At 52.1% G+C, this 19,216-nt stretch carries 17 protein-coding genes; all 17 read left to right on the plus strand.

The genetic code is table 11. The features are described 5' to 3' along the window. The coding region (locus AB7U36_RS05360) for a TrkH family potassium uptake protein (RefSeq protein ID WP_428158761.1) at window positions 1–960 on the plus strand (960 nt) is incomplete at its 5' end. Window positions 961–1,203: 243 nt separating this feature from the next. Then, on the plus strand, window positions 1,204–2,616 hold the full coding sequence (locus AB7U36_RS05365; RefSeq protein ID WP_428158762.1) for a transferase: 1,413 nt from the start codon (window positions 1,204–1,206) through the stop codon (window positions 2,614–2,616). Window positions 2,617–2,825: 209 nt separating this feature from the next. Beyond that, complete coding sequence (locus AB7U36_RS05370; protein WP_428158763.1) at window positions 2,826–4,784, plus strand: proton-conducting transporter membrane subunit; 1,959 nt, start codon at window positions 2,826–2,828, stop codon at window positions 4,782–4,784. 43 nt (window positions 4,785–4,827) lie between these two features. After that, a complete protein-coding gene (locus AB7U36_RS05375) occupies window positions 4,828–5,748 on the plus strand; it encodes a respiratory chain complex I subunit 1 family protein (RefSeq protein ID WP_428158764.1) in 921 nt (306 codons plus the stop codon). Next, window positions 5,745–6,389 (plus strand): hydrogenase, encoded by a 645-nt coding sequence (locus AB7U36_RS05380; RefSeq protein ID WP_428158765.1) that lies wholly within the window; start codon window positions 5,745–5,747, stop codon window positions 6,387–6,389. Before AB7U36_RS05375 ends, AB7U36_RS05380 begins: the two co-directional genes overlap by 4 nt. Before the next feature lie 3 nt (window positions 6,390–6,392). Then, a complete protein-coding gene (locus tag AB7U36_RS05385; protein ID WP_428158766.1) occupies window positions 6,393–7,817 on the plus strand; it encodes a proton-conducting transporter membrane subunit in 1,425 nt (474 codons plus the stop codon). Continuing rightward, on the plus strand, window positions 7,814–9,328 hold the full coding sequence (locus tag AB7U36_RS05390) for an NADH-quinone oxidoreductase subunit C (RefSeq protein WP_428158767.1): 1,515 nt from the start codon (window positions 7,814–7,816) through the stop codon (window positions 9,326–9,328). The genes AB7U36_RS05385 and AB7U36_RS05390 overlap by 4 nt, the downstream gene beginning before the upstream one ends. An 18-nt stretch (window positions 9,329–9,346) precedes the next feature. Further along, window positions 9,347–10,087, plus strand: coding sequence for an NADH-quinone oxidoreductase subunit NuoB (gene nuoB, locus AB7U36_RS05395; RefSeq protein WP_428158768.1), 741 nt, complete (start codon window positions 9,347–9,349; stop codon window positions 10,085–10,087). A 356-nt stretch (window positions 10,088–10,443) separates the two neighbouring features. Then, a complete protein-coding gene (locus AB7U36_RS05400; RefSeq protein WP_428158769.1) occupies window positions 10,444–12,528 on the plus strand; it encodes a molybdopterin-dependent oxidoreductase in 2,085 nt (694 codons plus the stop codon). A 164-nt stretch (window positions 12,529–12,692) separates the two neighbouring features. Next, a complete protein-coding gene (locus tag AB7U36_RS05405) occupies window positions 12,693–13,208 on the plus strand; it encodes a 4Fe-4S dicluster domain-containing protein (protein WP_428158770.1) in 516 nt (171 codons plus the stop codon). Between the two features lie 9 nt (window positions 13,209–13,217). Further along, window positions 13,218–15,383 carry an FAD-dependent oxidoreductase gene (locus tag AB7U36_RS05410; RefSeq protein WP_428158771.1) on the plus strand — a complete coding sequence of 722 codons (2,166 nt, stop codon included), beginning with the start codon at window positions 13,218–13,220 and terminating at the stop codon, window positions 15,381–15,383. A 14-nt stretch (window positions 15,384–15,397) separates the two neighbouring features. Beyond that, window positions 15,398–15,616, plus strand: a complete 219-nt coding sequence (locus tag AB7U36_RS05415) for a hypothetical protein (RefSeq protein ID WP_428158772.1) — start codon at window positions 15,398–15,400, stop codon at window positions 15,614–15,616. Then, complete coding sequence (locus AB7U36_RS05420; RefSeq protein WP_428158773.1) at window positions 15,613–16,062, plus strand: CBS domain-containing protein; 450 nt, start codon at window positions 15,613–15,615, stop codon at window positions 16,060–16,062. Before AB7U36_RS05415 ends, AB7U36_RS05420 begins: the two co-directional genes overlap by 4 nt. Continuing rightward, the gene (locus AB7U36_RS05425) at window positions 16,055–16,813 is read left to right on the plus strand and encodes a 2Fe-2S iron-sulfur cluster-binding protein (protein WP_428158774.1); all 759 of its coding nucleotides are present in this window, start codon (window positions 16,055–16,057) and stop codon (window positions 16,811–16,813) included. Before AB7U36_RS05420 ends, AB7U36_RS05425 begins: the two co-directional genes overlap by 8 nt. A gap of 102 nt (window positions 16,814–16,915) precedes the next feature. After that, window positions 16,916–18,058, plus strand: a complete 1,143-nt coding sequence (locus tag AB7U36_RS05430; protein ID WP_428158775.1) for a sulfite exporter TauE/SafE family protein — start codon at window positions 16,916–16,918, stop codon at window positions 18,056–18,058. A gap of 75 nt (window positions 18,059–18,133) precedes the next feature. Next, window positions 18,134–18,685, plus strand: coding sequence for a hypothetical protein (locus AB7U36_RS05435; protein WP_428158776.1), 552 nt, complete (start codon window positions 18,134–18,136; stop codon window positions 18,683–18,685). Window positions 18,686–18,809: 124 nt separating this feature from the next. Further along, window positions 18,810–19,216 (plus strand): hypothetical protein (locus AB7U36_RS05440; protein ID WP_428158777.1); only part of this gene is annotated, 407 nt, incomplete at its 3' end.

A 19,216-nucleotide genomic window follows, 5' to 3' on the forward strand; every position in this document is an offset into this window, starting at 1 on the left:
GAGGTGCCAAGTCCGGTACCTGATAAACTGACACCCCGGTTATCCGATTCCGCCAAGATTCTTTGGATTGTGTATGCGGGCATGACGTTTCTGCTCATCCTTTTCCTTTATTTCGGGGGAATGAATCTGTTTGAATCAATCTGCCACGCCCTGACTACGCTGCCCACCGGCGGATTCTCACCTAAAAATATTTCCATTGCCCACTATGATTGTGCCTATTTTGACTATACAATTACCATTTTCATGCTGCTTGCAGGCATCAACTTTTCTCTGCATTACCAGATATTGCGGGGCAATGGTCTTGCGTTCTGGAAAGATGCTGAATGCAGATTCTTTCTGTGCGCTGTTCTTGCGGGAACCCTGATCATCACACTGAACACCTGGGGGCCATTGTATGACAGCTTTTCCAAAGCCTTCAGGTTCGCCTCATTCCAGGTGGTTTCCATTGTCACCACCACAGGCTATGCCACGGCTGATTATGAATTATTCCCGGGCCTGTCCCAGGCGCTCTTGTTTTTTGGCATGTTCATGGGGGCCAGTGCCGGCTCCACGGGCGGCGGCATGAAGTGTGCCAGGATCATGGTCTGCATTAAATACTGCTACCGGGAACTGTTCAAGCTGATCCACCCCCGGAGCGTCAGCCATATCAAACTGAACAACACCCTGATTCCCGAAGACTTGCTGCGATCCATCCTGGGATTCATCGTCTTATATATCCTGCTTTTTGTCATGGCCACCATCCTGCTGTCCGCCATGGGTGTGGACCTCTTGACCTCTTTAGGCGCTGTGGCCTCGTGCATTGGCAACATCGGCCCGGGTTTCGGCACAGTGGGCCCGGCGGAAAACTTTGCACACCTGCCCCAGGCCGGCAAATGGCTTCTGTCCTGGTGCATGCTGGCAGGACGACTGGAAATTTATACCGTAATTATTCTTCTGGTCCCCGAATTCTGGAAACAATAGTTTCAATGCAGGTACCGGGTTGTCACTTGATAATTTCTATGATATGAATTTTTCGTTTTAAACGGTTTAAAATGGTTTTAACACCAAAGACCTTAAACTGTTTTAAACAGTTTTAAACGGTTTAAACACTAAGGAGCGTAAATTAAATTGAATTACGGACATTCCCCTTAAGACCGAATCCCAGGATTTTCGATAATGATTAAGGAAATCCTGAAAATGACAACTTAAAAGACAGGATACATTATGAGCCAGTTACAGCAACTCAACGACCGGATTATCAGCCGTGTAAACCTTAACTTAGAGGAGTTCGAGTTCGACACGGAACCCTTTGTCAGCCAGGCCCTTGATCACGAAAAAATGATCAAATTCTACGCATTTTACGGCATTACCTCCCGTCATCCCATTTATTTCCATTTTAAAAATTCCAATATCGCAGGCAGTTATTTTTTAGGAAAATGTTATGTGGGACGGTCTGCTATTTATAAGAGCGATGTCAGGGGAGATGAACTCAAGAGAGAAGGCGACTGCATAAAATCGGCCAGGCACATTCCCCTGGTTGAGGATGAAATGATTTCCATTCTGGACAGCCTGCTTTATAAAACCCTGGTCCACAGCAATTCCCACAATCCTGAAAGTCCCGAAGCCTTTATTATCCGGAACACCATTTCCGCCCACTACGCGAACATCCACGGGTCTACCCTGGAAGGCTGTTTTCTAGGTCCCTTTTCCACTGTGGATTTAATGAACCTGCATTCGTGTATCGTGGGAGAATTTTCCTATGTTCAGGTTGGAGAACTTTTTCATCGGAAAATTGATCCCGGCACAGTCTGGATCAAGAACCCCCATTTTGAGTTCAAATACAAATTTCAAACCAATATCCTTGATAATTTTGTAGGGGTTAGTGATGCCCACCAGCCCCGGGGAGTGATTTACGATTTTGTCAGGGCCCGGGATCAGGAATTCGAACGCTTGTTTGAGGTCATGCACTTAGAACCTTTTGAAGCCCCGGATAGTTCTGCGATCAACCGGTATGCTGTGATCAAGGGAAGAACCCGTATTGGTGAAAACGTCCTGGTGGCCCAGAGATCCTTTCTTCAGAATGCAACCATGGGAGACGGGTCCAATGCACAGGAAAATTCCTATATTATTGATTCCGTTCTGGAAGGTAATTGCATTACAGCCCATGGCGGCAAAATTATCCATGCCGATGTCGGCCAGGAATGTTTTGTGGGGTTCAACTCCTTTTTAAAAGGTAGACCCAACGAACGGATTAAAATCGGTGAAGGCTGTATTGTCATGCCCCATACCATCATCAACCCAAGTATGCCGATACAGATTCCTGACGAACATTTGGTATGGGGATATATTCAATCCCAGGAAGACCTTGCCACCCATACCATTTCTTTGGATAAGTTATCCGAAGTCAGGGAGAGCCTGACCCTCGGGAGAATGACCTTTTCAGGAAAAGGTTCTGTGTTTATCGGATCCTTCAAGGATCGTTTAAAGAAAATCCTTTCGGCAAACGGTGCACTATATAAGGACGGGCAAAACAGAGGGCACGCCCAGGATGACCAGAATATTTCCTTTAATATTATCCAGCCTTACCGGACAGGGGAGCGAAAGGGATTGTATCCATCCATAAGAATCAAGCCTTAAATCAAGAAATTTGAAAAAAATTCCTGTCAGGATTTTAATACGGAATAAGGCCCGGATATGATTATATTTCAGGCTGTGGCCTTGTTTCATCCTGGTACTATTTTCTTGACAAATCAAAAAGACAGCATGTACATATCAATGGTTTTTTCCCAAGCAGGGAACGTGACGATAGAAATTTACAATCGAATAAAAAATAAATTGGGGAAGGTATGTGTCAATTCTTTAATTCCACATTCATCATTCTGCTCGGCGGCTTTTTTTCTCTTATTTTGGCCCGGCAGAAGAAATTTTCAAAGGGCATTGCCGTGTTGTTTCTAAGCGGGGGATGCCTTTTAGGGCTGATTGATGCCGCAGGCAAGCTTTTAAATTCAACCGGAGCCTCGGCCTGTTTCAGGTATTTGGATCTCTTTTTTCTTTCCTTTCATGTTGACGGTCTTTCCGCTTTTTTCCTGACTGCTATATTTGCCGTTTCCCTGATGGCCGCCATTTACAGTTTCCACTACATGGAAAATGAAGAGGACAGCATTAAAACCGGTGTCAATTACTTTTTCTTCAGTGTTCTGATCGCCACCATGGCCCTGGTGGTAACCGCCGCCAATATCCTGACCTTCGTGATTTCATGGGAAATCATGTCCCTGTCCTCCTTTTTTCTGGTGATTTACAGCCATGAGTCCGCCGAAAACAGAAAGGCCGGCTACCTTTACTTTGTCTTTTCCCATGTAGGCGCTATGTTTATCCTTGCCGCATTTGGGCTGATCTACGGCCATACCGGCAGCTTTAACTTCGTTTCCCTGGCCGGTGTGCCTGAAACAGTAAAAATATTAATCTTTGTGCTCTCCTTTATCGGGTTCGGCTCCAAGGCCGGCGTGTTTCCCTTTCATGTCTGGCTGCCCCATGCCCATCCCGCGGCCCCCAGCCATATCTCAGCGGTGATGTCCGGGGTGATGATCAAGACCGGTATTTACGGGATACTGCGGGTTTACGCAATTCTGGATTTTCACACCCCTGTTTTCGGATATATTACCTTGATTACCGGCGTGGTTTCCGGAATTCTGGGGGTGGTTTATGCCCTGGGCCAGCACGATATCAAGCGGCTTCTGGCCTATCACAGTGTGGAAAATATCGGAATCATTCTCATCGGCCTAGGCGTCGGGATGATCGGTGCGGCAACGGGCAATCCCCTGGTCGCTGTTCTTGGCTTTGCCGGCGGCATTCTCCACGTTCTCAACCACTCGGTGTTTAAATCCCTGCTGTTCATGGGGGCGGGCATGGTGCTGCACCAGACCGGCACCCGGTCCATTGACGCCCTGGGCGGGCTGCTCAAGGGCATGAAAATTACCGGAACCACATTTATCATCGCCTCCTTGGCCATTTGCGGCCTGCCGCCCTTTAATGGGTTTGTCAGTGAATTCTTCATCTATATGGGAAGTTTCAAGGCCATCCCACTGGGGTCTGTCAGCTTTGCCATGAGTGTGTTTGCAATCATCGGCCTGGCCGTTATCGGCGGGCTGGCCCTGGCCTGTTTTACCAAGGTGGTGGGGGTGGTTTTCCAGGGAGAACCCCGGACCAGGGCTGCCGAAAACATTAACGAACGTGGCCTGGCCATGATGGTTCCCATGTGCGTCCTTGCCGCAGCCTGCGTGATCATCGGTATGTTCCCGAAGGTGTTTATCCACATGGCCTTGAGGGCAGTACAGGCCCTGGGGCTCGACTACGGCCGGGTCCCGGTTGAGCCCTTTGGTCAGATAACCTGCAACATCACCTTTGGAGCCCTTCTGTTCCTTGTCCTGGCCCTAGTTATCATGGGCATCCGGTCAGGCTGCTACAAGCGCAAAACCATCACAAGATCCGGAACATGGGGCTGCGGCTTTACCCAGCCAACGGTTAAGATGCAGTATACGGGATCTTCCTATGCCGGATCCATTTTGGCGTTTTTCAGTGCCGCAGTCCCGCTTTCCGAGGATCATCCGCCCATCAGGGGACGATTCCCTTTAAAAACCCATTACCACAGCCATGTCAACGACATTGCAGAACTTCACATGAAAAATGCGGTTGTCCGTCCTGTTTTTTACCTGTTTGACAAACTTCGGTGGATGCAGCACGGGGATATTCACCTTTATATCGGATATATTTTGCTGGCAATTGTATTGCTGCTGTTTTTTATATGAAAACAGTCAGCAGCTAAAGGCTAATAGCTTTAAGGACTATTCCATGATTCAATCCATTTTACTCTGGCTTGCAGCCATTCTGGCGGCACCGTTTTTTTCAGGCCTGATCCTCAAGACCAAGGCGTTTTTCGGGGGAAAAAAGGGCCCCCCCATTTTGATCAATTACTACACCCTGATCAAACTGTTTAAAAAGGGATCGGTTTACAGCAACAGTACCACCTTTGTGTTTAAGCTGGGTCCGGTCATCTCCCTTGCCGCGTCAATTACAGTGCTCATGTTTCTGCCCATCGCCGGACATGATCCTGTGTTCTCTTTTAACGGGGATGTGATTTTTGTCCTGTATGTTCTGGGACTTGGCCGGTTTTTCACCATTGCGGCGGCCATGGATACGGCCTCGCCCTTTGAAGGCATGGGCGCGGCCAGGGAAGCGTATTTCCCCATTATCTGCGAAGCAGCCATGTTCATGATCCTGATCTTTCTTTACCGGATTACCGGTGAACTGCAATTGTCCGCCTATTTTGCAGGCAGCAGCACCCAAAGTATGTGGCGTTTGGCAGGCGCACCACTGGTGTTCACTGTGATCTCGTTTTTTATCATCCTTTTGACTGAAAATTCCAGAGTTCCGGTGGATGATCCGGCCACTCACCTTGAACTGACCATGATCCATGAAGTCATGGTCCTGGATCACAGCGGCCCTGATTTCGCACTTATTGAGCTTGGCGCTTTCTGCAAGCTCATGTTCTATTCCACCATTATTTCAAGGATGATTATTCCCTTTGAATCCACCGTGTTCGGATTCCCGTTGGTGATGTATCTGGCAGGCCTTGTGGTGGTCTACATTGCCGTGGGCGTAACAGAGTCGGTGACTGCCAGGTACAGAATGGACAAGGTGCCCCAGTTTGTGCTGACATCCTTTGCTCTGGCCTTTTTTGCAACCATCATCACCTTGGAGTTTGTAAAATGATGTTCAATCCTGTTGACATAATTTTATCCTTTGTGCTGCTGTCGGTTTTGTTTTCATTCGGCACCGACCGGGTGCTGATACTGATCAAACTGGTGGGATTCCAGGGCGTCGTGATTTCCATTATTCCCTTTTTCATCGGTAATCATATCAGTACCGGCGGCACGGTGTTTACCCTGGTTACCCTGGTCATCCGGGGTTTCATTATCCCTTTGAGTATTTTTGTGGCCATCAGAAAGGGGGCCATCCGGCGGGTGGTTGAGCCTATTGTGGGGTATCATGCCTCCACGTTGTGCGGCCTGGCGGTGATTATCGGCGCGACATATATGTCCGGACGCCTGGATATCGGTTCCGTGAGCGGGTTTAAACTCCTGGCGCCTACGGCCATTGCCCTTCTGGCAACGGGAATGTTCCTGCTCATGGCCCGAAGAAACGCCATTGCCATGGTCATCGGCTATATTATGATGGAAAACGGGATTTATCTGGTCGGGTCGGGCTTGTCCGTCACTACCCGCCATTTTGTTGAATTCGGTATTTTGCTGGACGTTCTGGCCGGAGTCATGATCATGGCCGTGATCCTCCGTAATATTAAACAGACCTTTGACGACGTGGATACGGCGTTGCTCAGAACGTTAAAGGATTAGGGTATGGTTGAAATAGTCTTTCTGACCCCTTTTATTGCCGGTCTTGCAGCATTCTTCCTGCCAAAAAGTATTGGCCGGTTCCTGCTGGTACTGACCGGAGCGGCTCATTTAACCCTTTCGTTTATGCTGTGGAGAACTCAGCCCCAGGCGGTATTCCATCAATATTTTGCAGTAACGCCCGAAGGCATGCTTTCCCTGCTGGTGATCTCCCTGCTCTTCTTTTTGATCTCCATTTACACCGTGGGTTTTCTCAAAGCAAGCGAGATCCGGTCCGAGAATCTTTTTACCGGCTCCACGCTGGTGTTCCTGGCCACCATGACCATGGTGACCCTGTCCGACCATATCATGGTCATGTGGATCGCCATTGAGGCCACCACCCTGGCAAGCGCCCCTTTGATTAACACCCATCGCTCCGCCGCCTCCCTTGAGGCGACCTGGAAGTATGTTCTCATCTGTTCGGTGGGTATTGCCATGGCCCTTTTGGGGTCTGTTCTGGTGGCCTTTTCCATGGGCCAGGGAAATGCAGACACACCCATCTCTTTTTCAACCCTGGTCGGGGTGGCCAAGACCCTGAATCCCGTATGGCTCAAGGCCGGATTTGTCTTTATTCTGGTGGGATACGGCACCAAGATGGGACTTGCGCCCATGCACACCTGGCTGCCCGATGCCCACAGTGAGGCCCCAAGTCCTGCATCGGCCCTCTTGTCAGGGGTTTTGCTCAACTGTGCATATCTGGGAATTTTCAAAACCAATAAGATTATGGTGGCAGCAGGGCTCCAGGATTTTTCAGGCAGTATTCTCATGGTGTTCGGCCTGTTATCCATTTTGGCCTCAGCCACCTTTATCCTCAAGCAGAACGAATACAAACGCATGCTGGCCTATTCCAGTATCGAGAATATGGGCATCATTGCTTTCGGAACCGGTGTGGGCGGCCTGGGAATATACGGTGCGGTGATCTGCATGATCCACCACAGCCTGATCAAGTCCTCTTTGTTTCTTTCATCGGGAAACATTCTTCTGGGATACGGGGACCGCCTGATTAAGAATACCGGAAACCTGGTCAAGGGCATGCCCCGGACCTTTGTGGCCTTTTTGGCAGGATTTTCCGGGATTGCCGGTTTTCCCCCTTTCGGCCTTTTTATCGGGGAACTTTGCATTATTCTCGCGGCTTTCAGGGCCGGTTTCCACGTGGCCGTCACTGTTTTCATCCTGAGCCTGTGCATTATTTTTGCAGGATTTGCCAACCAGATCATGAAAATTTGTTTTGAAGAGTGCAGCACGGTAATCAAAATTAAAGAAACAGCCGGTATGGTCTGGCCCCAGTATCTATTACTCCTGACTTCACTGATCTTGTGTTTCTATATCCCGGATTCATTGAATCAAACCATATCCGATGCAGTAACAGCCATTGGCGGAGGACTTAGATGAGCAACGCTTTTTTACAGATTTCAAATGCCGAAAAAGTAAGTCGAGAGGCCATTCCCCACCTTTCTTTTGATGAATTCCGCAGCCAGGCCCTGGATATGGTGACAGACGGAGGCAAAGTTGTTCACTATTTTGCCTACCCAGACAAGAACCGTTTAAAACTGTTGGCGGTGTTGCGGACAGACAAGCTTTTTGTGGCCGGCTGTGATGTGCCGGACCCCTATCCTTCTTTCACCAGAATTTGCGAACCCTTTCACCTGTTTGAGCGGGAAATGGCAGAGCAGTTCGGTATCCGTCCCATGGGACACCCCTGGCTGAAAATGGTCCGATACCATCCCAACTACGCTGAAGGGGCGGCGGATGTGTTCGGCAATGACTATTCCCAGGACATCCCGGGAAATTATAAGTATTACCAGGTGGACGGTGAGGAAATCCACGAGGTGGCTGTGGGGCCGGTCCATGCCGGGGTAATTGAGCCGGGACATTTCAGGTTCAACTGCATTGGAGAGCGGGTCCTGCACCTGGAAATTCAACTGGGATACCAGCACCGGGGCATTGAAAAACAGCTTTTGGCGGTTCCGGCCAAGCGGCTTCCTATCCTTGGTGAAAACATTGCAGGCGATACCACCATCGGCCACAGCCTGTGCATGGCCCAGAACCTGGAGGCACTGACCGGGGTTAAACCGGATCAGGGGGCCCGGGTCATCCGGACCATTGCCCTGGAACTGGAGCGACTGGCCAACCACATCGGCGATCTCGGGGCGCTCAGCGGCGACGTTGCCTTTCTGCCGCCGGCCAACTATTTTGGCAGGATCAGAGGGGACTTTCTCAACCTTTCCCTCTTGATTTGCGGCAACCGGTTCGGCAAGGGCCTGGTCAGGCCCGGAGGGGTCCGGTTTTCCCTGTCCGATGATATAAGAAAAGTGCTCAACGAACGTCTGGCAGCGCTTCGGCCCGAAGTGACACATGTACTGGCGCTTCTGTTCAACGCCGTCACCGTCCGGGCCCGGTTTGAGGGATGCGGGGCGGTGAGCCATGAAGATGCCGACCATCTCGGGCTGGTTGGGCCGGCCGGCCGGGCCAGCGGCATGGCCTATGACGTGAGACGGTGTTTCCCTACGGAACACTACCCGTACCTGGGCATACCGGAAAATAAAAAAGCCACGGGAGATGTCTATGCCAGGGCCCGGGTCAGATATGACGAGATCCTCCAGTCCTTTCAGATTGTTGAATCCCTGGCTGCCATTTCCGTGGAAACCCGGTGTGTAAACGAGGGCATGGCGTACGACCTGCCGGCCTCAAGCTTTTCCGTGGCCCTGAACGAGGCCTGGCGGGGGGAAGTCTCCCATGCTGTTTTGACCGACGAAAAGGGGAAAATCCTGAGGTACAAGATCAAGGATCCCTCTTTTCACAACTGGAATGGGCTGGCCATGGCCCTCAGAGATACCGGAATATCGGATTTTCCCCTGAATAACAAGAGTTTCAATCTATCCTATTGCGGATTTGATCTATAGAAAAGCGGAGAATATCATATGCTCTTTGTACTGAAAAACAGATTTGAACAAGGATACCGGACCAACCAATATCCCGAAGAACAGGTCAGGGTATTTCCCCGCTACCGAGGCAAACCCGTTATCCAGGATAATATTGCTGTGGCCACCCTTGAAACCTGTGCCGCATCCTGCCCCCAGGACGCCATAGATGTACAGAGTCAAAAGATCGACATGGGCCGGTGCGTATTTTGCGGGACCTGCGAGAACGTTTCCAACGGGCAGATCAAGTTTACCAATGACTATGAAATTGCCACGTCCGAGCGGGCAGACCTGATAACATCAGGCGATCTTCCGGCCCTGGCCGAGCACGCCAAGCAGCATTTTAAAAAACTATTTGGACGCTCCCTGCAACTGCGCCAGGTGTCAGCGGCGGGCTGCAATGCCTGTGAGGCAGACCTCAACGTTCTGGCCACACCGTTTTTTGACCTGGGCAGGTTTGGCATCAACTTTGTCGCCTCTCCCCGTCATGCCGACGGAATTGTGGTCACGGGTCCAATATCCAGGAACATGAAAACGGCCCTGCTCCAGACCTATGAGGCCACACCGGCTCCAAAGGTAGTCATTGCCGTGGGCTCATGCACCATCAGCGGCGGCCCTTTCACAGGGAGCCCGGAAATCACCGAGGGTCTTGACAAGATCCTGCCGGTGGATCTGTTTATCCCGGGATGTCCGCCCCACCCCATGACCAACCTTCACGCGCTGCTTTCCTTTTTTAAGTAATTCGGGGGGAATGTATTTTTTATCCGCCAGGGCATCATCCGGCGATATCTGTTTGATTTCAAAACTATCCGTTATCATCAGTGAAATTTCATCCATGTGGGGTGCAATAAAATAATTGCACCAAACCATTCGCCACCATGCCCTGGGCAGGGCAAAAGCGCCAACCGCAAAAAAGTTAAACAGACCATCGATCACAAAAAACATTAAAATTCAAAACATTAAATCATAAATCTAAAAAAATGCACCACACCCTTGTCCCTGGCATGGTTATGGCATTTCCCTGGCCTGAAATCTAAATTACAGATATGTCCGGGCAATGGTTCCGGAAAGAAAACGATGCCCCAGGGAGAACAAATATGACCAAAAAATCGGTGTTTAGTGTTTGCGGCATGTGTACAGTGCGCTGCCCCATCCAGGTGGACGTTGAAAACGGCCAGGTCGGGTTTATTTCAGGCAACCCCCATGTCCCGGCCATGAAAGGGGCGGTTTGCCCGAGAGGTGCGGCAGGTACAGCGCTTCTCCACGACAGCGAACGCCCCCAGACGCCTTTGATCCGTGCAGGTGAGCGGGGGGACGGTAAATGGCGCAAAGCCACCTGGGACGAGGCACTGGATTATGTGGCGGAAAAACTCAACCAGGTCAAGGCCGGATACGGAGCCCGGGCCATCTCATTTTCCGACAGGGGCGGTCCGTTCAGGGACATGCACCGGGCCTTTCTTAAAGGGCTTGGCACCCCCAACTACAACAACCACGATTCATCCTGTGCCAAAAATGTCCAGCATGCAGCGCTCTCCTTGACCGGCATGGGCAGAAAAGCCGTTTCCTACGATTTTAAAAACGCAACGCATGTGGTGCTCCAGTTCAGAAACATATTTGAGGCCGTTAATGTTCAGGAGGTCAACGACCTCATGGATGCCCTGGAAAAGGGATGCAAACTCACGGTCATTGATATCCGGGCCACCATATCCGCTGCCAAGGCCAGCCGGTTTATGATGATCCGCCCAGGCACCGACTATGCCTTTAACCTTGCCGTTATCCACGAAATCATCAACAAGCGACTCTTTGACGGACGCTTTGTCAGCCGTTATGTGGAAGGGTTCAAAGCCCTTGAACAATTTGTCACCCCCTATACCCCGGAATGGGCCGAAACCGAAACCGGCATATCCGCAGAAACGCTCCGCTGTTTTGTGGAAGAACTGGCCCAGGCCGCCCCCGCGGTGATCTGGCACCCGGGCTGGATGGCCGCCAGGTACAAAGACTCCTTTTATGTCTGCCGCTCCATATATATCATCAACGCCCTTTTGGGCGCTTACGGTGCCAAAGGAGGACTGCCATTTGTATCAAAACCTGCTGATGTGGGAGCACAGGGATTGAAATCCTTTATGGATCTCTATCCCGCACCCGACGAAAAACGGGCCGACGGCGTGGGGTGGAAATACACCCATTTTGAGAACGGCCCGGGCCTTGCGCATTTAACGTTCAAGGCCATCGAAGAGCAGGCGCCCTACCCCATCAAGGCCTATATTGCCTTCCGCCATGATCCGCTCATGGGATATCCGGACCCGGACCGGCTGCGGAAAATGTGGGACAAGCTGGACCTGCTGGTTTCGGTCACGTTCTCATGGTCAGACACGGCCTGGCATTCAGATGTGGTCCTGCCGCTTTCCACCTACCTTGAGCGCGAAAGTATCATTGCCACAAAAAACGCCCTGCAGCCGCAGTTTTTTGTCCGCAAGCGGGCCGTGGCACCCAGGTATGACTCCCTGGCAGACTGGGAGATCATCTCAGGCCTTGCCCGCCGCATGGACCTGCCGGACCTGGTCTTTGACCGGGTGGAAGACCTGTGGAATTTCCAGCTCAAGGACACCGGCGTTACCATTGAGGACTTCAATGCCAGGGGGCTGGTGGACCTTGCAGATGAGGCAATGTATAAAAACTTTGAAGACTACACATTTAAAACCGCTTCCGGAAAAATCGAAATCCTTTCCAAAAACCTGGAAGAGAACGGCCAGCCCTCCCTGAAACCCTATGAGCCGCCGACATCCCCAAATGCGGGTGAGTATCGTATAACCTTTGGCCGGTGCGCCCTTCACACCCAGGGCCACACCGTGAACAATCCCCTTTTAAATGAACAGATGCCGGAAAATACCTTGTGGATCAACACAGAGGAAGCCAGAAAACTTGACATCTCAAACATGGATGTTGTCACCGTAAGCCAGAACGGCTACTCGGAGACCATCCGGGCCCAGGTCACCGACCATATTCACCCGGAAGCAATCTTTGTCATCCACGGGTTCGGTCATCGCATCAAAGCAGAAAGCCGGGCATTCGGCAAAGGTCTTGCCGACAACAAATTCATGTCCGGCGGCCTGGATATCTGGGATAAGGCCGGCGGTGCCATTGCATACCAGGAGCACTTTGTCACGGTATCCAAGGGGTAACCTGATATTTCCGGGACCGGCCCGGCACCCGGACCCTGCAATAAAAAACTTGCATCGCAAAATTTTTATTGCACACCTGCCGGACAGGACCCGGCAGCAAATAAATTAAGTTTTGAATCATACGAATGAAATTAATATGTGTCCGTTCAGACACCGGAGGCCCCATGAGTCACTACTACCTGTTTCAGGATACCAGAAAATGCATTGGCTGCCATACCTGCGAAGTCATATGCAAGGCCAATAAGAAACTGCCCGCCGGTCCCAAACCCTGCCAGATTATCCAGGTAGGTCCCAAAACCATTGGTGACGTACCAAGGATTTCGTTTATTTTCATGCCCTGCTTTCATTGCGAAACTCCCTGGTGCGTATCAGCCTGCCCCACCGGCGCCATGCAGCAGCGCAGCAAGGACGGCATTGTATTTGTGGAAAAAGAGCTGTGCGTGGGGTGCAAAACCTGCATATCTGCCTGCCCATGGGGCGCGCCCCAGTGGAATCAGGAGACCGGAAAGGTTGAAAAATGCGATTACTGCATGGACCGGATCGACCAGGGCCTGAAACCGGCCTGCGTGACCAACTGCACCACCGGCTGTCTGAAATTCGGGCCGGTCCAGGAGATGACACAAATCCGAAGGCAGCGCCATGCCGCATCAGTCACCTCCTTTGAAAACACAAGCTTTTAAGGAGCCGGTATGGACACCATCTGCCCTGTTCGACAAACCATTCAATTTTTAACCAGCCTGATCGGTCAAAACGGATTGCCGGATCCCAAAGGCCAGCGGATATCCGAACAGATCCTGGCCCTTGCCGAAGAGATTGCCGAAGGAACCGCAGGAGATGATCACCTGCCGGCCATTGAAGCACTGGTCAAAACATATGATGATGCCGGCACCCCGGCCCAGACCCGGGAGGCCGGCCGGATCATCCAGGGATATCTCTCGGACCACCGGGAGGTGTTTATCAACCATATCCAGACCCGGAACTGCCCCACCCACGACTGCGGGAAACTTGCCCCCTCCCCCTGCCAGATGGCCTGTCCTGCCGGAATTGACATCCCGACCTATCTTGCGCTCATTGCCCAGGGGAAAGATGCCCAGGCCATTGAGGTGATCAGACGTGACAACCCGTTGCCCTGGGTATGCGGCCTGATCTGCACCCGGCCCTGCGAGATGATGTGTGTCAGGGCCAGGATTGATAAAGCTGTCTCCATTAAATTTCTAAAGGCTTTTGCAGCGGAACGCGCCATGTCGGACCGTGCCTATGCCAATCCCGTACCCAAGCCGGCCAACGGCAAAAAGGTATGTGTGGTGGGTGCAGGCCCGGGCGGGCTTTCCTGTGCCTACTATCTGGGGCTCATGGGATATGGCGTCAGGATCATTGAAGCCTTGCCCGTGTCCGGGGGCATGCTCATGGTGGGGATTCCCAGATACCGCTTGCCAAGGGAAGTCATTGACCGGGAAGTGGCCATGATTGAAGCCCTGGGCGTGGAAATCCAATACAATACCCGGTTTGGCAGGGATGTCACCAAAGAGGCGCTGGACCGGGAAGGATTTGAGGCCTATTTCATTGCCATCGGCGCCCATAAGGCATGGACCCTGGGCATTGAAGGGGAAAAAGAGTTTCCCAAAGTCATTGAAGCAGTCCGTTTCCTGAGGGATGTGGCCCTGGGAGACCGCAACTGCCCGGGAAAGGATGTGGTGGTGGTGGGCGGCGGCAACGTGGCCATTGATGCGGCCCGCACCAGCCTGCGCCTGGGTGCCGGGCACGTGACCATCGCCTATAGGCGGACCCGGGACCAGATGCCCGCCGATGTGGAGGAGGTGGAACAGGCCGAAGAGGAAGGCATTGAATTCTCTTTTCTGACTATTCCCGCCGCAGTGAAAGGTGACGGGCAGGATATCCGGGCTCTGTCATGTATCAAGGCGGAAATGAAAGCAAAACCAGGCTCCGACCGCCTGGCACCGGTTCCCATTGAGGGCCAGACATTTAAAATCCGGGCCGATGTTGTGATCTCCGCCATTGGCCAGTATGTGGACAATAAAGGCATGGAAGCATTCACCGGCATCAACTGGAGCCGCCGGGGCACCATAGATGTCAACCATGCCAGCATGGAGACGGCCCAGCCAGGGGTCTTTGCCGCCGGTGACGCGGTGTCCGGCCCTGCCACGGTGATCGAAGCCATTGGCGGCGGCAAACGGGCCGCAGACGCCATTGACCGCTATCTCCGCGGGATTCCCCAGCCCCGGGCCCCCAGAACGCCGGTGCGCCACAAAACAGAACCTGTCATTGAAATGACCGCCAGCCGGAAAATGGCCATTAAACCGCCGGAAATGCCCATGCTCAGCCTCTACCGGCGCCGGACCACCTTCCAGCAGGTGGAACTGGGGTACGAGGAAGCCGATGTCCGCCAGGAGGCGGCCCGGTGCCTGCGCTGCGATATCTGCCGGCGCTGCGGCAAATGCGTGGATATCTGCCGGGACAAAATGGGGATCAATGCCCTGAAGCTGGGATATCTTGATTTTGACGAATCCGGACCCACCGATTTCAGGGTCACGGCGGAAAACTGCATCACCTGCGGGGCGTGTGCGGCCAATTGTGAAAACAATGCATTGAAAATTGACGAGAAGGACGGCCAGCGAAGGCTTTTGCTGTGCGGCACCATCCTGAACAGCCAGGCCATCCGGTATTGTGAGTCCTGCGGGGCGCAACTAGGTTCCCCGGAATATACCCGCTTTATCGCAGGAAAAACCAGAAAAATGACACCGGCCACCAATACGCAACGGCTGTGCAATAACTGCCTGCGCCGAAAGTCCGCGGTTTCAATTGCCGCGGACAACGGGGCCTTACCCATGGTTTAACACAGGAGGCAAACATGACATTTCAACGGGGAAACAGAATAGAGGTATTTAAACCATCCATGGACGATGCCTGGGAACCGTATATGAATGATTTTCTTGGCTGCCATGGCGTTATTGTGGACCCGGACACCTCGGTGAACGACCCGGACGCCCTGGTGGAGGTAAGCCTTGAAGGCAAAGGCACCCACCGGCTTCCCCAGGATTGTCTGAGACCCTTGGGAGAGCAGGTATGAAACTCAGGGATTTGATTGAAGACGATACAGGTCATTTTTACACGGTGGAAGGCGATCAGACCGTATCCCATGCCCTGCAGCAGATGTCTGCCTACGGGGTCTCCGCAGTGGTGGTGATGGCCCATGGGATGCCCCTGGGCATCTTCACGGAAAGGGACCTGGTCCGCTGCCAGATCCTGTTTCCGGAAAAACAGACCAGCCAGGTGACCATTGACAAGGTCATGACATCCCGACTGATTGTGGCAGAACCGCAGGATTCAGTGGATGCGGCCATGGCCATGATGATCAAGGCAGGAATTCGCCACCTGCCCGTGGTGGGAGACCAAAAGATTATTGCATTGATTGCCCTGGAAGACCTTGTCAAGGCCCATGTGGGGGCATTGACCCAGGAACTTCACTATCTGAAAGATTATATTTCTGATCTTCAGGATGCAGCCCATGATTGAAATTTCCATAAATGGCCGGAAAGTGACGGCAAAGGATGGCGACACGGTCTTAAAAACCGCCCGGGAACACGGGATTTCCATTCCCCACCTGTGCTTTCATCCGGCCCTTAAACCGTCGGGGGCATGCCGTCTTTGCGGTGTGGAAAACAGACCGGTTTCAGGGAAAAAAATAATGATGCTCTCCTGCATTCTCAAGGTCAAGCCCGGACTTGACATCAGGACCGAATCGGATCTGGTGACGGCCCACAGGCAAAAAGCCTTTGACAAACTGCTGACCATGGCACCGGACTCGGTACGGATCCGGGAACTGGCTGAAAAATTCAATGTGCCGGTGTCACCCAGGCCTGACGGGTGCATTCGCTGCAGGCTATGTGTGCGGGTCTGTAACGACATAATAGGCGCAAGGGCCATTGCCATGGTCAAAACCGAAACCGGCAGCCATGTGGGGCCGGGGGACGGTGCCTGCATGGGGTGCGGCACCTGTGCCAATCTGTGTCCCACCCAATTTATAACCGTCCGGGACCAGGACAATGTCAGAACCGTTTCCATTGGTGGCCAGGTGTTAAGCCGCCTGCCCCTTGAACGGTGTGAAGCCTGCGGCAGCCGGTATGCAACCGCACGGTTTCTGGCCCATGTGGATGGCAATACAGGTGATCACGTCCATGCCAGACAAGGCCATCATTTCTGCCCCTCATGCACCAAAATGATGTCCAGCCGGGCACGGACGGAAAATGAACATTTAAGAAAATAATTTATGGTTCTGGTGCAAGGCCTTAACCTGTCAGCACCGGCAAAATATTGACCCAGGATTTCCGGCAAGATCGGAGATCCTCCTTTTTTACGGAGAAGAGATATGAAAATGAAGTTCAAGTGGTTTGTATTATTTTTAACGGCAGCAGCACTGATTCTGCCCATGATGGCTGCGACGCCGGTTATGGCAGACCAGCTTTCCGATGCCATTGCCGCCGTGCCCCAGGGCACAGGGCCGGGCCAGATTGATCCGTCTGCGCAGGCAGGCATCTTCGGCATTCCGGGCGCACCGTCTCCGGGTCTGCTGCTCTGCTTTTGCTGGGCCATCTGGGTGGGCTGGATTTTCTCAACCATAGGGGCGTTCGGTGGGGTTATGGCCGGTGTGGGTCATATTTCCATTTACGGAATGGGACCCTATGCCAAAACATTTAAGGATACCTCTCCTGCCCTTAACAAGATGCTCACAGACAGCATCCGTGTTTCCAATCAGTGGCTGGTGGGGCTTTCCGCCCTTGTCTCCAGCATCACCTACGGCAGGCAGAAACGCCTGGTGACCGCTCTGGGGGCGTTCATGGGGGCTGGTGCGCTTTTTGCCACCTTTCTGGTGGTATTTACCACGGCCGGAAAGGTAAGATTCTCACAGTACCAGGGCTGGTTCGGCCTGTGTGTTTTCCTGATTTTTGCCTTCATGGTCTATGAAATGTCCCCCAGGGGCCAGGCCTCAAAAAAAGCAGCCAAGGATGCGGCCAAGGCATTTGAAAATACGGTGAAGAATAAGGGCTCCATTAAAGGCCAGGGGGTAAAAACCCTGAACTGGAGCATTGCCAAAACCGAAATTTCATTTTTCGGCCAGAAGTTTTCCTTCAGCCCCATCTGGGCCTTTATCGGGGGGTTCTGCATCTCTGCCATGGCCTCTTTCATCGGTGTGGGCGGCGGGTTTCTTTACGTGCCCTTTTTGACCAGCATTGTGGGGCTTCCCATGTTCGTTGTTGCCGGCACCTCATCTGTGGCAGTTCTCATCGGGATGATTTTTTCCATCTTCAACTTCATGGTGCTCAAAGGGGTCATGGTTTACTGGCCCATGATCGGTCTTGAACTTGTGGGCGTGTTTGTGGGCTCCATGATCGGGCCCAGAACCGGAAAGTACATTCCTGAAAAGGCGTTGAAATGGCTTTTCCTGGTACTGGCGTTCTACATCGGCATCCGGTATACGCTGAAAGGTTTTTTCGGCATTGCAATGTTATAGCATAATAATTAATACTTCCCGGCAGGCTGCCCAGACGGCCTGCCGGGTTTACAGGACGCAACAGGAGTAAAAAAAATGGTCAACGGATTCGATACGTTCTACTGCGCCATTGACAGCTATATTATTTTTTTCTACCGGGTGACGGGCATCAGTATGGTGGATTATATGGTCGGAACGTTCTGCCTTTCCTTCATTGCCGTCCTTTTGGGGGAAGTGACCATTTCACTTGCCATAAGGGTCAACACCCCTTATCTTGCCGGCCTGTCCCATTGCATGAAAGAGAAGGAAGCCCTTTCCATCAAGGCCTATGAAACAGGGGACATGGCCGGATACAAAGCCCTGAACAAAGAGGCCACAGATGCCTGGGGACGCAAATTCTTTGCCATGCTGGCCCATTCGGCCGCCATTCTGTGGCCCGTGCCCTTTGCCCTGGGCTGGATGCAGACACGGTTTGCCGGTATTGATTTTCCCGTTGCCTTTCCGTTCTCCCTGGTTACAGATTCCGTGGGCTATACATTTTCATTCTTCCCCATCTATGTTCTGGCACGGATCGTTTTCGGAAAACTCAGGCCTCATCTGCCCTATTTTGCTTCGGTTCACAAACACCTGACCCAGATGTCGGCCTGAATCACAGAACTTATGACCCGAACAAGGATTTACGCTGAATTCAAAAACAAATTTCCCATTGAAACCCAAACAGTTGGTTTTTATAATAGGCCGGTATACGAAAACCCATTAAGGACATCAGACTGTGAAACATATTACCTGCAAAATGCTGATGGTTCCGGCACTCCTTATCCTGGCATTGCCCGGGAATGTGTATGCGCTGCAGTTTCATTCAGGGTCCGAAGGGATCATTACCCACCAGATCGGACACCTGTTCTTTCTTTTCTCAATGGGTGTGCTCATGTTCATCATCAGTGGCAAGGGATTGGCTATATATAAAGGGTGGCGCCTGATCCAGGTTTCAGCATTTTTTTTCATTCTCTGGAACGGCTGCGCCATTGCTGCCCATTTTCTGGACAACCAGATCTATGCGGTCAGTGTGGAGCGTCTCGCCAACGGGTATGCCAAAATCCGGACCCAGAACGGCTCGGTTCTGCTGGGCTGGGTATATTACGGCCTGAAACTGGACCATTTGCTGTGCGTACCAGCCAT

This window comes from Desulfobacter sp. (assembly GCF_050177295.1).

Bases quoted from the DNA above. Each gene is read 5' to 3' on its own strand.
- AB7U36_RS05425 (WP_428158774.1), top strand. From the start codon at position 16,055: ATGATTGAAATTTCCATAAATGGCCGGAAAGTGACGGCAAAGGATGGC.
- AB7U36_RS05365 (WP_428158762.1), top strand. From the start codon at position 1,204: ATGAGCCAGTTACAGCAACTCAACGACCGGATTATCAGCCGTGTAAAC.
- nuoB (WP_428158768.1), top strand. From the start codon at position 9,347: ATGCTCTTTGTACTGAAAAACAGATTTGAACAAGGATACCGGACCAAC.
- AB7U36_RS05390 (WP_428158767.1), top strand. From the start codon at position 7,814: ATGAGCAACGCTTTTTTACAGATTTCAAATGCCGAAAAAGTAAGTCGA.
- AB7U36_RS05400 (WP_428158769.1), top strand. From the start codon at position 10,444: ATGACCAAAAAATCGGTGTTTAGTGTTTGCGGCATGTGTACAGTGCGC.
- AB7U36_RS05410 (WP_428158771.1), top strand. From the start codon at position 13,218: ATGGACACCATCTGCCCTGTTCGACAAACCATTCAATTTTTAACCAGC.
- AB7U36_RS05415 (WP_428158772.1), top strand. From the start codon at position 15,398: ATGACATTTCAACGGGGAAACAGAATAGAGGTATTTAAACCATCCATG.
- AB7U36_RS05430 (WP_428158775.1), top strand. From the start codon at position 16,916: ATGAAAATGAAGTTCAAGTGGTTTGTATTATTTTTAACGGCAGCAGCA.
- AB7U36_RS05420 (WP_428158773.1), top strand. From the start codon at position 15,613: ATGAAACTCAGGGATTTGATTGAAGACGATACAGGTCATTTTTACACG.
- AB7U36_RS05375 (WP_428158764.1), top strand. From the start codon at position 4,828: ATGATTCAATCCATTTTACTCTGGCTTGCAGCCATTCTGGCGGCACCG.
- AB7U36_RS05435 (WP_428158776.1), top strand. From the start codon at position 18,134: ATGGTCAACGGATTCGATACGTTCTACTGCGCCATTGACAGCTATATT.
- AB7U36_RS05380 (WP_428158765.1), top strand. From the start codon at position 5,745: ATGATGTTCAATCCTGTTGACATAATTTTATCCTTTGTGCTGCTGTCG.
- AB7U36_RS05370 (WP_428158763.1), top strand. From the start codon at position 2,826: ATGTGTCAATTCTTTAATTCCACATTCATCATTCTGCTCGGCGGCTTT.
- AB7U36_RS05385 (WP_428158766.1), top strand. From the start codon at position 6,393: ATGGTTGAAATAGTCTTTCTGACCCCTTTTATTGCCGGTCTTGCAGCA.
- AB7U36_RS05405 (WP_428158770.1), top strand. From the start codon at position 12,693: ATGAGTCACTACTACCTGTTTCAGGATACCAGAAAATGCATTGGCTGC.